Genomic DNA, 13,142 nt, shown 5'->3' with positions numbered 1-13,142 from the left:
CTCAGCGTGCCAAATCTCACGGGAAATCGCAGCCAATCTCACGTCTTATTCGATCCTGCAGCTTTTGCTGATTGGGTTGGTACCAGCGAAAATCCCTTACCCCTACTTCGTTCTTTCTTTAAGGACGGCATTGAAACGCTTAAACAGCGCTTTCTTGTGGGGATCCCCGCTACTGAGCTGCTTCCCCTGCACGCCTGGCTGGTGGATCAGATCCTTGTCCAAGCTTGCCGACTTCATACCAAAGAATGCGCCGAACAGGTCGCATTGGTTGCTGTCGGGGGCTATGGAAGAGGTACGCTGCATCCCTATTCTGATATTGATATCCTCCTCCTACTGGCGGATGAAACCGACTCTGCTTTACAAGAAACCATCGGCCACTTTATTTCTTTCTTATGGGATATCGGCTTAGAGGTGGGACATAGCGTGCGCACGGTAGAAGAATGCCAGGAAGCTGCTCGCAAGGATCTTGTATTTATTACTAGCTTGATGGAAGCCCGCTTACTCTTTGGACCCGAGCACTTATTTAAGACCTTGCAGGCGGCCATTGCTCCAGAGCAAATGTGGGGTAGTCGCCAATTTTTCCTTGCCAAACGGACCGAGCAGGCCACCCGCCATCATAGATACCATGATACCGCCTATAACCTTGAGCCCAATATCAAGGAAGGTCCTGGTGGATTGCGCGATATTCAGATGATCCAGTGGGTATCAAAACGCTATTTCAATACTTGGTCCTTCGATAGTCTCCTCCAACATGGCTTTTTGACTCCATCAGAACGAAAAGACCTGTTAGAAAGCCAAGATTTTTTTTGGCAACTTCGCTACGGTCTGCACACTTTGACGGGTCGCAAGGAAGATCGCCTCTTGTTCGACCATCAAATTGCGCTTGCTAAACAACTTGGTTACCGCGCTCAAGGACCACACTTGGCTGTCGAGCAGCTCATGAAAGATTACTACCGAACCGTTGGGAACATAGGGCGTCTCAACGAAATGCTGTTGCAACTGTTCGAAGAAGAGATTCTGCTGGTGGATGAAAAAGTGGATATTCGCCCTATTAACAAGCGCTTTCAGACTCGCAATAAATTCCTAGAGATCACTGACTCGAGAGTATTCAAACACACCCCTTCTGCTCTGTTGGAAGTTTTCCTCTTGCTTCAACGACACCCGGAACTTAAAGGGGTTCGGGCTTCCACCATTCGTCTTATCCGAGAGCATTGCTATCTGATTGACGAAAACTTTCGGGCAGAGCAGTCTAACCGCGACCTGTTTATGGAGATCATTCGCCAACCCCGGGGCATCACTCATGAATTCCGGCGCATGAACAAATATGGCGTACTCGGAGCCTATCTCCCCGCCTTCGGCAAAATTGTTGGGCAAATGCAATATGATATGTTTCATGCATATACGGTTGATGAGCACACTTTATTTCTCATCCGCAATTTGCGGCGCTTTGCCCTTCCCCAATATGCCCATGAGTTTCCCCTGTGTTCAGAGGTATTTCAACGGATTCCTAAACCTGAGTTGCTCTATTTAGCTGGTCTCTTCCATGACATTGCCAAGGGGCGGGGTGGCGATCACAGCGAGCTTGGAGCCCAGGATGCCTTGGAATTTTGCCTCCACCACGGCCTCAGCCACTACGATTCCCGCTTCGTCGCCTGGCTAGTGAGCCATCACCTGCTGATGTCCATGACAGCCCAACGGCAGGATATTAACGATCCGGAAGTGGTACGCGAATTCGCTATTAAAGTCAGCGATGAGATGCACTTGAACCACCTTTATTTGCTGACGGTGGCGGATATCCGGGCGACCAACCCCAATCTTTGGAACAGCTGGAAAGACGCCCTTCTGAGCAAACTTTACACGGCCACTCACCAAGCATTGCGGCGGGGGTTGGAACATCCCATCGACAAAGCCGAGCGGATCCGCGATGTTCAAGACGAGGCACGGCAAGCATTATTAAAAAATGGTTGGACTGAACAAAAGCTTGATGCCCTCTGGAGACAGATTGATGCAGACTATTTTCTGCGACACACGCCCAATGAAATCTGCTGGCACATTGAGGCTCTGGACCAGGAAGAACCCTCCAACGGGGCACCGCGCGTTTTAGTGCGCCCCCATAATCGCAAGGCTGATACGGCTGATACCATGGAAGTGTTTATCTACGCCAGAGCCCATGCGCTTACCTTTACTGTCACTACGGGAACTATGGCCCAACTGGACCTGGATGTTTTGGATGCCCGGATCATTACCACCTGTCATGGTTTCGTCTTGGAAAGCTTTATTGTCCGCGAAGCAACCGCCGCTAATACCAAAATCGATCTGGAATTTCGTTTACGGGAAATCCAAGAGACTCTCACCCAGCGGCTAACTCAGCCTGATCAGGTGCCTTCCCATCGCTCTAGATTTATACCGCGAAGATTAAAGGTATTTAAATTTCCCACCCGGATAACTTTTACCGAGGATTGCCGTAATTGCTGCACTGTAATGGAGTTGACCACCAATAATTGGCCCGGGCTACTTTCCCGGATTAGCCAAGCCCTAGCTAACTGCCAGGTGCAACTGGTGAACGCCAAAATCACTACCCTAGGAACCCAAGTCGTTGATGTCTTTTTTATTTGCAACCAGCAAGATCAACCTTTAACCCCGCAACAGCAACAACAGCTAGAGAACACCATACACACCTATCTAGAGCGCTAGCTTCAAACGACCACCCCCTTAGGATAGGAAGGAAGGAGAGAATGGAGAGGGCCTATACAGCATAGGGAGCTAGCCCATCCAAACCTTGAAACCCGCCAGCACCAGGGCAGCGAAGATACCCGCCACTACGTCATCCAACATGATCCCTAACCCCCCTGAAAGTCGACGGTCAAGTACTCGAATCGGCCAAGGCTTCCAAATGTCAAACAAACGAAACAAGATAAATCCCCCGAGCACCCAGCCCCAGCCGCTAGGGGCTGCCGTCATGGTGACCAAGAAGCCCACGAATTCATCCCAAACAACACCTGAGGGGTCTTTAATCCCCAAATCCCTCGCCGTCACCTGGCAGATCCAAACCCCCACTAGAAACAAAGCCAGCACCAATAACAGATACTCCATCAGGGGCCAATCTTGAATCCACCAATAAAGAGGTAACGCCGGTAAAGTCCCTAGAGTGCCAGGAGCACGGGGAGCAAGGCCAAAACCAAAGCCAAAAGCAAGAAAATGGACAGGATTGGCCAATAAGTGACGTAAGTCAATTTTTGAAATATTTTGAGCCATAATCAAAAGTGACGATACCCTTGATGTTTGGGAATAAATGGAGCGCCATCCTGGAGACGGCAGCGTAACCCCAGCTTCTCCTCAATAGTCCCAATCAAGGTACAAGGGCAACCTAGGACAGACAATGCTGCTTGGAGCGGGCCATGGGATTCGGCAGGTGCGGTCACACACAACTCGTAGTCATCCCCTGCTCCAAGGGCTAAGTTCCAGGCTTGAGTTGGCTCAAGAGAGGATTGAAGAGATTCTGAAAGCGGTAAAGACTCCATTTCAAGCACTGCGCCGACACCACTGCGTTCTAGGATATGCCCCAGATCCGCTGCGAGACCATCTGAAATATCAATGGCCGCCCGGGCTAAAGGGCGCAAAGCCAAGGCTTCCCGTACCCGAGGTTGTGGCCAATCCAATCGATGCTCGGCGTAGCGCAAAGCCTCCTGTGCTAACCGGATCTCACCCGATCGTGCCTGAAGAGCAAGCCCAGAATCGCCCAAAGTCCCAGTCACATAAATCCTATCTCCTGGACGTGCCCCATCACGCCTTAAGGCTTTGCCTTGAGAAACAAAACCATGCAGCTGCAGAGTGACTGTTAGCGGTCCCCGAGTGGTATCCCCCCCCACCAATTGCACTCCATAGCTTCCAGCAAGTCCGCTTAACCCCTGAACAAACCGTGCCAGCCAGGTTCTGTCGACCTCCGGGAGAGTCAGCGCCAAAGTTGCCCAGGCCGGCTCTGCCCCCATAGCCGCTAGATCGCTTAATCCCACCGCCAGAGCCTTATGCCCCAGGGCCGCTGGATCCACTTCAGCAGCAAAATGCACCCCGGCCACCAAAGTATCTATAGAAACCGCAAGTTCATAGCCTGGCGGAACAGTCAACAGGGCACAATCGTCACCCACCGCCAGAATGACATCCGCCCGTTGCCGAGTACAATCGGCGAAGAATTCCTTGATTAGGGAAAACTCATTCACAGCCTGAGGTTATCAGGAAATCTAAATGCGCGCATCGGCACAATCCAAATTATCGGTGGGTTTGTAGCCGTCGCCTAGACGCTTGAGTTTGAAACTCAATCACACGGACTTTGCGGGCTACTTTATCAAGAATGCCGTTGACATAACGATGGCCATGCTCAGCCCCAAAGCGCTTAGCCAGTTCAATAGCTTCATTTAACACAACCCGATAGGGAATATCAGAGCGAAAAAGTAATTCAAAAGCCCCTATTCTCAAAATAGCGCATTCTACTGGATCCACTTCGTTAATAGGTCGATCCAGAAACGGTCCGAGACACTCATCTAGCGCCTGTTGCTGTTGGGGCACTCCTTGGAGCAACTCTTGGAAATAGACTTGATCAATACTCCGCATGCCCTGGATAATGAATTCAGTATCGATCGTGTCCACATCCTGTCCCGTCAGCTGCCATTGATAAAGACCCTGCAGTGCCGCTGCCCGAGCCTTAGAACGATTATTACTCACACTATTTCGCCCTTCGAGCTATGAATTTGCCGCAATACATTGACCATCTCAATCACCGAAAGTGCGGCCTCTACCCCCTTGTTCCCCGCTTTAGTGCCTGCCCGTTCGATGGCCTGCTCAATGGTGTCGACAGTTAACACGCCAAAGCCGACAGGTAAGCCATGTTGCAGTGAAACCGATCCCAGCCCCTTGCTGCACTCCCCCGCAACATAGTCAAAATGGGGGGTCGCCCCTCGGATGACTGTCCCCAAAGCCACTAAAGCATCAAATCCACCTCGCTGGGCCATGGCCTGTATGGCCAACGGCAACTCAAATGCTCCCGGAACCCGAACGATTTCAATATCTTTAGAGGTCACCCCGTGTCGCAGTAGGGTATCTATGGTTCCCTCCAGCAAACTGGCAACGATAAATTCATTAAATCGGGCAGCAGCAATACCGACCCGCAGATTCTGGGTAGCATAATCTCCAGTAATGGTTTTAATGTTACTCTTCATGCCGTTCTCTGCTCCCCTCTACTATTGTACTGGTCACTTTCTCTAAGGACATCATATTTACTCAGTTCTTCCTTGCCTGTTCAAACAGAGCAATGGTTTCCACATGGGGAGTATGAGGGAACATCTCCATCACCCCCGCACAGCGCAAGTGATAGCCTTGCCGGTTCACCAACTCACCCGCATCCCGGGCAAGCGTAGCAGGATTGCAGGAAACATAGACAATTCGTTGCACCTTTAGGGTCGACATTTGCTGGACTGCGGTCAGTGCTCCACTTCGCGGCGGATCTAACACCGCTTTAGAAAAACCGTTTTGGGCCCAAACATTATGAAGCCAATCCCGTTCATTGAGATCAGCCACTTCAAAATGGACATTTCCCAACCGATTACGTTTTGCATTGGCCACTGCCCGAGCAACTAGCCCCGCGCTGCCCTCTATCCCCACCACCTCAGCCCCTGAACTTGCCAATGGCAGGGTAAAGTTACCCACTCCACAGAATAGGTCTAACACTCGATCATGGGACTCCAGCTCCAGTAGCTTCAGGGCCTGCTGAACCATTTTGATATTTACCTCCCTGTTCACTTGCATAAAATCAGTGGGCAAAAATACCATTTCTAGATTCCCGCACTGGGAGTAATTTAGCTCCGCACTTTCAGGCCATAGCAGGTACAGCGTCTCTACCCCTCCTCCTTGGAGATAGATCTGCAAGCCATGGGCCCGGCCAAAGCCCACGAGTTGCTCCGTATCCGCTGCTGTCAGGGGCACTAGATGGCGAAATACCAAAGCTGTAGCATTATCACCCACCGCTACCTCGATCTGGGGAATACGATCATAGCAACTTAAAGAGGCGATGAGTTCCCCCAATTCTGGCAACAGCAATCCAACCGACGGGTGCAACACTTCACAACACTCAAGCGCGGCAATCAAACGCCCCCCTTTTTCCCGAAAACCAACGAGCACGCGCTCCTTCTTTTTGACGAACTTGACCCCTAGCCGTGCCTTCCGGCGATATCCCCAGTCAGTTCCCGTCAACGGAGTTAGCCACTGCTCGGGCTCAACCCTCCCAAAGTGGCGAAATTGTGCTCTTAAGGTCTCTTGCTTGAGCTGCAACTGGGCCCCTGGGCTTAAATGTTGCAAGCTACAACCACCACAAACTCCAAAGTGGCGACAGCGCGGTTCCGCCCGAGTTGGTGCCGGCTGCAATACTTTTAGCAAGCGGCCTTCATCGAATTTACTGCGCTGACGCACATAATGAAACAGAACTTCTTCACCCGGTAACCCCCCCTCAATAAAAACTGTCTTACCGCCGATGCGGGCGACACCGCGACCTTCATGGGTCAAAGCTTCGATGGAACCAACCTGGGGCTCTTGGGAGAGCCTTTTCCGTTTAGGATGCTGTACCATTGCAGAGATGGAAAAAGAAAAAATCCAGAGACCTAGGGGATGAAACCGTTTTCCGGTCACCTATCAGTTTATAGGAGATTTAGTTCCAGAGGCGCAAAAATTCCGAGAAATGAGCTTTGCTCTCAGCCCCGATCACATCCCGTACCAATTGACATTCCTGCTGATAGGCAACTGGGTCAAGGCGTCCTCGTATGAGTTCAAAACGCAAGAAAATAAGATAAGTATTCAGGACATCAGTTTCGCAATAGTTACGAATAGCTTCCAGCTCCCCCCTTTGAAACAAATCCCATACCTTCGTACCACTCATCCCCATTTTGCCGGAAAAACCAAGCAACGTTGCAATTTCATCCAAAGGGGCTGCAGCCCGGCTTTGATAGCCAGATAGCACATCCATCAGATCCAAGTGACGCTGGTGGTAACGGCTGAGATAGTTATTCCAACGAAAACTTTGGTCCTCATCACCAATTTGCCAATAGCGAGGCCCCGCAATGCCATGGAATAGGGCGCGATAATGTATCACGGGGAGATCAAAAGCGCTCCCATTCCAAGACACCAAGGTGGGCACAAATTTTTCAACGCCATCAAAGAAGCGCTGTACCAGTTCTTCCTCAGGGGAAGAAGGATCACCCAATGACCAAACCTTAAACCTGTCCTGGGAGCGGAGTGCTACGGAAATAGCGACAATGCGGTGCAGATGTAAACGCAAAAAATCCACGCCCCCCGTCTCCTGACGGCGCTTAGAAAACATGATTTCAGCCACAGCAGCCGCATCTAGATCCTCTAGAGCATAGAGGCGGCGTGCACCTTCCACATCTGGGACTGTCTCAATATCAAAAACAAAAACATTCATCACTTATCTTGCTAGCGCTTTTGTACCCATTGTCCCTGGGCATTCTGATACCACCATCCTGGAGGTGCTTTTTGAATCCAACGACGGGCAAAAGTACCTCGAAGTTGGGCTTCCCACTCAGGATGGCCATTAGCCCGGGCGATCTCTCGATAAAGGGCATTGCGATCGTTGTTTTCAGCGGCAATCAATTGGTTGACTCTCGTTCGGTCTTTAAGGGGGATCCCTTGAGCTTCCCGTATCGCCACCAAACCATCATGGGTCAGCCCAATAACACCACTTTGGAAATAAGGCCTAAGCTGATGGTGGCGCCGCTCCATAGAAACAGTCAGGCGTTCAATGGCGGGACTTGAAATATCCAGATTCAGTTCAGCCGCCGCCGCCGGAGTTAACAAAAAATCAAGTATCTGGCTCCAGGCAAAAGGTGGGGGGAACATCGTGCTCTCTTGCTCAGCAGGGGGAGACGGTGCTGCTGGCGTGGTGGCATCCTGCTCCCACACATCCTCAATGATCTTATCCGCTGCCTTTTCTGCCGCGGCTGCAGGAAAATAAATATTAATAGTGACGCAGGCAGCCAGTTCAACGACCATCACCAAACTCCACCAACGTAGCAGTTTAATCATTCCGTTCTCACTTTTTATTCCGTAACCGAACCACTTGCCGAAGTCACTCTTTTCAACCGCTTGACTAGCACCGGCCAATCCACCTGACGGGTATAACCGATAACATCAATACGGGGAAGGCCGCCGCCGCGTACAATGTAATAGCCCCCATTGGCAGGCCCCAGGCCTCCCATCCTACAAATCTGGCGAAGCAGGCGGCAACTCAGGCCAATCTTGTCATAGGAAAAATCTTTAAAAAACTTTAGAAAACCTCGGGAAACTAGACCACTGGCACCTCCACCTAGACGCGAGAGGCTATCCACCGCTTGCTGACTGATACGATGTCGCGAGGGATCATTTTCCGGAGTTGCAAATTTTGCGTCGAACTGGACTGGCTGCCAGTTCGCCAGGCGAAGTCCTCGTATCTGACCGCTGAGCCGACCTTCAATTTTACCAAAGGCAAAAGTTTGGGTCATGGTTTCCAAATCTAAGCGATTAATATCAATATCAGCTTCAAGCTGCGGCACTACTCCCAAGGGATCTTCTAAGCGCAGATTCTGAGCCACAACCGTACCGTCAAATAGCCGCACCAGCAAAGCACCCTCCACCTCGATGACTCCCTTCCGGTAACGAACTCGGGGAATGACTCCAGATAATTTTCCGGCAAGGACCGGCCAATCCAGGGCCTGGCTGAGTTTTCTCATGGAGAGGGGGCTTAAAACCCCCTCCAACTCCCAATGGGCTAAGGAGGTACCCGGATTTTTTAGGACAAAATCATCCATCAGCAAATAGCCATCAAGCACGGGTAACCTCAACGGCTGTTTTAGCCCTAACTCGTTCTTTTTGCTTTCGGCAATTAGCTGCGCCTTACCCAGCTTCAAAGCGTAGAGATGACCTTTCTGCCATCCCAGCTCTGTCATTAAAGGAGTGGTGCGGGTACTCCAGCCAAATTGCCCTTCAAGGCCCTCAATGCTGAACCGCCCCTGTTGATCAGCCATATCTACCCCATGAAAAAAGACCTTCAGCAGCCACTGATCAGGTAAGCGATATTCCAAAGCAAAAGCCAAGCTGCCATCGCTTTCCAGATTCCCCAAGGCCGTCCCCACTAAAAAAGGTTCCAACCAGTGCTGATATAAAGCGAACATGGGGGCCTGCTCTACCTGAACCCGAGCTTTAGTAACTCTTTGCTGGACAAACTGGAGGGATCCTTTGGCCTCCATGACCCCGGCTTGCTTCAGACTGAATCGGGGAATATCCCAATGTCCGTCAACCTCTCCCTGCCCTAGTGCCATATCGACATGGAGGGGGGTTTCCGAAAAAGCGAAATACAAGGGATGAAAATAGGCCTCACCGCCATTGAGCACCACCTCGGTGGTAATCTCCCAACCCCTTCCGGCATGTTTCCCCCTAAGCTGGATTCCGCCGGCCACCGCCTCCCCCACCTGGAGGGCCTTTGCATCAGAAAAACCAAAGCCATCAAATTGGACTCCAAGATTGACCCTCCGTGGAAATTTGCCTTGCCCAGCTAGTTTCATCTCTAACCCCAATGTCCCCCTTAGGGAGAATGCTGCGGGCCAGGCCCCAGGCTGCAATCCCAATGAAGCCATGAACTCAAGCACATGGGCTAGGTTGAGAGACTGTCCAGTAAGGGATAACTGCCACCGTCCCTCCTTAAAGCGTCCAGAGATAACTGCAGATCCGCCGGCCAATCTCAGTGCCTTCAACTCAAAGGAAAGCGCCTCAGTCCCCCAATAATAACTCAAATTAAATGGGCTATTTCGAGCGGAGAATTGTTCACTAACGAAACTGACAACTCCCTCTTGGCACTGAAAATGGGAAGAGGTCCATTCAATACGTCCACAGCGGATGTCCACTTGGTCCAGAATATCTAGGGGAGATGGAACTAACAGGTAGTCGATATGAAGCTGAAGCGAGCGCCCAGTAGCCGCTTGGAACTGAAAATTAGCCCCAACCTGTTCTGCCCACCAGCCGGTCTCGCCAAGATGGCCAATCGGGATTGTCAGTTTATCAACCGCCACAGCACCCACGGCGAAGAATAAACCAAGACCTAATAGAGTCCACCGCCAAGGGGTGTGGAGGCCTACAAGCCTAGCGGAGAAAAGCACACTAGGAAATACGAAGAAGTGCTAACCTCTCTCTTTAGTGAGGAAACACCGGGGTAGAAAGATATCGATCGCCCCGATCACAAATAATCACCACAATCGTACTATGGCTGACTTCTTGGTCCAGACGAAGGGCTGCTGCCACGGCTCCCCCGGAAGAAATGCCAGCAAAAATCCCTTCCTTCTCGGCCAACCGCCGAGTGGTTTCTTCTGCCTCCTGCTGAGAAACATCAATAATCCGGTCTACTGCCTTGGGATCGTAGATCTTAGGCAAGTAAGCCTCTGGCCAACGACGGATCCCGGGAATACTCGCCCCTTCCATAGGCTGGACACCAATAATTTGGATTGCCGGATTTTGGCCCTTGAGATAACTAGAAACTCCCATAATGGTGCCGGTGGTGCCCATGGAACTGACAAAGTGGGTGACCGTGCCGCCGGTCTCTTCCCAAATCTCGGGACCCGTTCCCTCATAATGGGCGCGGGGATTATCGAGATTAGCAAATTGGTCCAACACCCGGCCCTTCCCTTCAGCTTGCATAGCTAAAGCCAAGTCCCGGGCTCCTTCCATCCCTTCCTGTGACGACACCAAGATGATCTCGGCCCCAAAGGCCTTCATCACTGCTCGCCGCTCTACACTCATGTTCTCTGGCATAATCAAGCGCATCCGGTAGTCCTTGGTGGCAGCAATCATGGCAAGGGCAATACCAGTGTTCCCGCTGGTCGCTTCCACCAGAGTATCTCCTGGCTTAATTTCCCCCCGCTCTTCCGCATGCTGGATCATACTCAGGGCTGGTCGGTCCTTCACTGAGCCGGCAGGATTGTTCCCTTCGAGTTTCACTAAAAGAGTATTGCTGGTCTTACCTGTCTTACCTGGTAGGCGTTGCAACCTTACCAAGGGGGTACGCCCAACAAAGTCTTCAATAGTAGGATAATTTATCCTCGCCATATGCACTCCCATATAAGCTGGCGACGAACCCCAATGGTGCCCAGAGGGGAGACTGGGGATTGCTCATCCCTATTCCTCTCACCCATAGCTACATCACGATTACTCGAGCATTTGATTTAATCTTTGCCCGGATTTGGAATCGGCTCCACATTGCCTCCCGCTACCAGCAATGTGACAAAGGCCACCGCATAATCCTTTTCATCGGCAAGGCTGAGCAGCGCACGACCGATGCCTAAGATCTGAATCAGCTCATGAGCTCGGCCCTGCCATATTAAAAAGGGCTGTCCCCGCTCAGTATGGCCCACCCCAATATGGCAAGGCCGCAAACCACTCCCAAAACCAATGCCTAGGGCTTTGGCCGCGGCTTCCTTAGCCGCAAAATGCTTGGCCAGAAAATATACAGGCTGCTTACTTATACCAAATTCTTTAAACTCATCCCCGGTAAGGATACGCTGGGGAAATCGCTCACCATGGCGCTCAAGCAAGGCGACTATCCGGGAAACCTGCACAATGTCAGTGCCAATCCCAAAAATCACCCGCGGGCCTCTCTCATTAGGTGTTTCATCTCCCTGACCGCCGTCTGCATTCCTGTAAACAGAGCACGAGCAATAATGGCATGACCAATATTGAGTTCGACAATTTCCGGAATCGCCGCAATAGCAGTCACATTCTGGTAGTTCAGTCCATGCCCCGCATTAACCTGGAGACCGGCTTCTTGCCCTTGTCTCACCACCTCGGCAATCCGCTGAAATTCTTTTTGCCGACTCCGTTCATCCCCGGCATCAGCAAAATGCCCCGTATGGATCTCAATGACCGGCGCTGCAGCTTGGACGGCAGCCTCCACTTGACGAGGATCGGCATCAATAAACAAGGAGACCCTGATTCCCGCCTCCTTCAAGCGGGCACAGGCCTCGGCGATACGCCCTAATTGGCCGGCCACATCTAATCCCCCCTCCGTGGTCAACTCCTCCCGCCGTTCCGGGACCAAACAACAGTCTTTAGGGCCATATTTCTCAGCAATCGCCAACATCTCTTCGGTAACCGCCATCTCTAGATTCATCTTGCTAAGCAAAATATCCCTTAACAAGGCCACATCTCGCTCCTGAATATGGCGGCGATCCTCCCGCAGGTGGAGGGTAATCCCCTCCGCCCCCGCCTGTTCAGCTTCGATGGCGGCCTGGATCGGATCGGGATAACGGGTTCCCCGAGCCTGGCGCAGGGTAGCCACGTGGTCAATATTGACCCCGAGCAAAATAGCGTTACTTGCACTCATGGGCTTTCATCTTTCTGCTTGCTTTACCTAATTGCCGTAATTCCTCCAACAGGTCCCGGCTTTTGAGGGGCTTATCCCCAAGCTGAAAGGCTAGCAACCACCGTAATAACTGCTTAGCCTCACGTAGACTCACAGGATCTGCCAACTCTCCCCGGGCCAAAGCTTGCAAAGTACGTCCTCGGACCTTCATTCCCCCCCCATCTTCCGATTGAAGTCGCTGGGGGCCTTTCTCTTGTTGATAACTATACCATTGCTCCGCTTCTATCGGCCGATAGGTATCGGCTTCATGTGTTAAGGTTAGCCCATATCCCAAGTAGGCCAGCAAGTCTCGTTCAAACAAGCGCAAAGATTGCTGCCGCTGTTGGGGATTAGCCAACGGCGGTAGTGAATGGGCATACACCGAGAATAGGGCTTCAATAGGATCATGGCAGGGTAGCAGGCGCAACAACAGCTCGTTAAGGTAAAAGGCGCAGACCAATCCTTCTCCCGTCAAGGCGGATCCCCTCCCCATTGCTTCCGCGCCAGTCAAAGTCACCAAGTCACTCCGACCTACCCAAGAAAGCAATAAAGGACAAAATGGTTGTAATAAACCAATGGCTTTGGAACGCCGTTGCCTCACGCCCTTGGCAACCAGGCCCACCCGCCCATAATCCTGAGTGAAAATTTCGACTAAGGCGCTGGTCTCCCGATAAGGACGTAGATGAAGAACATAAGCAGGCTGAAGGTCAACCCTCAT

The 13,142-nt window shown here is 51.6% G+C and carries 13 protein-coding genes; 1 reads left to right on the top strand and 12 read right to left on the bottom strand.

All coding sequences use genetic code 11. The annotated features are described in order from the left end of the window. Nucleotides 1-6 precede the first annotated feature (6 nt). Nucleotides 7-2,694 carry a [protein-PII] uridylyltransferase gene (gene glnD, locus E3U44_RS09495; RefSeq protein WP_134357907.1) on the top strand — a complete coding sequence of 896 codons (2,688 nt, stop codon included), beginning with the start codon at nucleotides 7-9 and terminating at the stop codon, nucleotides 2,692-2,694. 69 nt (nucleotides 2,695-2,763) lie between these two features. On the opposite strand, the gene E3U44_RS09490 is transcribed toward glnD, so the two are convergent. The 12 genes from E3U44_RS09490 to recO all read right to left on the bottom strand — a co-directional run bounded on the left by E3U44_RS09490 (nucleotide 2,764) and on the right by recO (nucleotide 13,142). Continuing rightward, nucleotides 2,764-3,255 carry a phosphatidylglycerophosphatase A family protein gene (locus E3U44_RS09490; RefSeq protein ID WP_134357906.1) on the bottom strand — a complete coding sequence of 164 codons (492 nt, stop codon included), beginning with the start codon at nucleotides 3,253-3,255 and terminating at the stop codon, nucleotides 2,764-2,766. A gap of 2 nt (nucleotides 3,256-3,257) precedes the next feature. Continuing rightward, entirely contained in the window at nucleotides 3,258-4,217 is a 960-nt protein-coding gene (gene thiL / locus E3U44_RS09485; RefSeq protein WP_134357905.1) for a thiamine-phosphate kinase, read from the bottom strand. Between the two features lie 49 nt (nucleotides 4,218-4,266). Further along, a complete protein-coding gene (nusB, locus tag E3U44_RS09480) occupies nucleotides 4,267-4,719 on the bottom strand; it encodes a transcription antitermination factor NusB (RefSeq protein ID WP_134357904.1) in 453 nt (150 codons plus the stop codon). Further along, a complete protein-coding gene (ribH, locus tag E3U44_RS09475; protein ID WP_134357903.1) occupies nucleotides 4,716-5,213 on the bottom strand; it encodes a 6,7-dimethyl-8-ribityllumazine synthase in 498 nt (165 codons plus the stop codon). The genes nusB and ribH overlap by 4 nt, the downstream gene beginning before the upstream one ends. Nucleotides 5,214-5,274: 61 nt before the next feature. Further along, nucleotides 5,275-6,615 (bottom strand): 23S rRNA (uracil(1939)-C(5))-methyltransferase RlmD, encoded by a 1,341-nt coding sequence (gene rlmD, locus E3U44_RS09470; protein WP_134359753.1) that lies wholly within the window; start codon nucleotides 6,613-6,615, stop codon nucleotides 5,275-5,277. A gap of 79 nt (nucleotides 6,616-6,694) precedes the next feature. After that, nucleotides 6,695-7,465, bottom strand: coding sequence for a 3'-5' exonuclease (locus E3U44_RS09465; RefSeq protein WP_134357902.1), 771 nt, complete (start codon nucleotides 7,463-7,465; stop codon nucleotides 6,695-6,697). A gap of 11 nt (nucleotides 7,466-7,476) precedes the next feature. Continuing rightward, nucleotides 7,477-8,085 carry a YdbL family probable chaperone protein gene (locus tag E3U44_RS09460; protein ID WP_134357901.1) on the bottom strand — a complete coding sequence of 203 codons (609 nt, stop codon included), beginning with the start codon at nucleotides 8,083-8,085 and terminating at the stop codon, nucleotides 7,477-7,479. 14 nt (nucleotides 8,086-8,099) lie between these two features. Further along, nucleotides 8,100-10,103: a translocation/assembly module TamB domain-containing protein gene (locus E3U44_RS09455; protein WP_134357900.1), complete on the bottom strand. Its 2,004-nt coding sequence runs from the start codon at nucleotides 10,101-10,103 to the stop codon at nucleotides 8,100-8,102. Nucleotides 10,104-10,224: 121 nt separating this feature from the next. Continuing rightward, a complete protein-coding gene (gene cysM, locus E3U44_RS09450; protein WP_240761790.1) occupies nucleotides 10,225-11,133 on the bottom strand; it encodes a cysteine synthase CysM in 909 nt (302 codons plus the stop codon). 116 nt (nucleotides 11,134-11,249) lie between these two features. After that, nucleotides 11,250-11,669 carry a holo-ACP synthase gene (gene acpS / locus E3U44_RS09445; protein ID WP_134357899.1) on the bottom strand — a complete coding sequence of 140 codons (420 nt, stop codon included), beginning with the start codon at nucleotides 11,667-11,669 and terminating at the stop codon, nucleotides 11,250-11,252. Beyond that, nucleotides 11,666-12,406, bottom strand: coding sequence for a pyridoxine 5'-phosphate synthase (gene pdxJ / locus E3U44_RS09440; RefSeq protein ID WP_134357898.1), 741 nt, complete (start codon nucleotides 12,404-12,406; stop codon nucleotides 11,666-11,668). The genes acpS and pdxJ overlap by 4 nt, the downstream gene beginning before the upstream one ends. After that, on the bottom strand, nucleotides 12,393-13,142 hold the full coding sequence (gene recO / locus E3U44_RS09435; RefSeq protein WP_134357897.1) for a DNA repair protein RecO: 750 nt from the start codon (nucleotides 13,140-13,142) through the stop codon (nucleotides 12,393-12,395). Before recO ends, pdxJ begins: the two co-directional genes overlap by 14 nt.

The sequence above is a fragment of the Nitrosococcus wardiae genome (genome assembly GCF_004421105.1).
In the GTDB taxonomy this organism is placed as follows: domain Bacteria; phylum Pseudomonadota; class Gammaproteobacteria; order Nitrosococcales; family Nitrosococcaceae; genus Nitrosococcus; species Nitrosococcus wardiae.
Note: the sequence above shows the minus strand (reverse complement) of the source record. Positions and strands in the feature narration are given on the sequence as shown.

Excerpts from the sequence above, each read along its gene's own strand:
- E3U44_RS09490 (WP_134357906.1), bottom strand. The coding sequence starts at position 3,255 with ATGGCTCAAAATATTTCAAAAATTGACTTACGTCACTTATTGGCCAAT.
- ribH (WP_134357903.1), bottom strand. The coding sequence starts at position 5,213 with ATGAAGAGTAACATTAAAACCATTACTGGAGATTATGCTACCCAGAAT.
- rlmD (WP_134359753.1), bottom strand. The coding sequence starts at position 6,615 with ATGGTACAGCATCCTAAACGGAAAAGGCTCTCCCAAGAGCCCCAGGTT.
- E3U44_RS09465 (WP_134357902.1), bottom strand. The coding sequence starts at position 7,465 with ATGAATGTTTTTGTTTTTGATATTGAGACAGTCCCAGATGTGGAAGGT.
- E3U44_RS09460 (WP_134357901.1), bottom strand. The coding sequence starts at position 8,085 with ATGATTAAACTGCTACGTTGGTGGAGTTTGGTGATGGTCGTTGAACTG.
- cysM (WP_240761790.1), bottom strand. The coding sequence starts at position 11,133 with ATGGCGAGGATAAATTATCCTACTATTGAAGACTTTGTTGGGCGTACC.
- pdxJ (WP_134357898.1), bottom strand. The coding sequence starts at position 12,406 with ATGAGTGCAAGTAACGCTATTTTGCTCGGGGTCAATATTGACCACGTG.
- recO (WP_134357897.1), bottom strand. The coding sequence starts at position 13,142 with ATGAGGGTTGACCTTCAGCCTGCTTATGTTCTTCATCTACGTCCTTAT.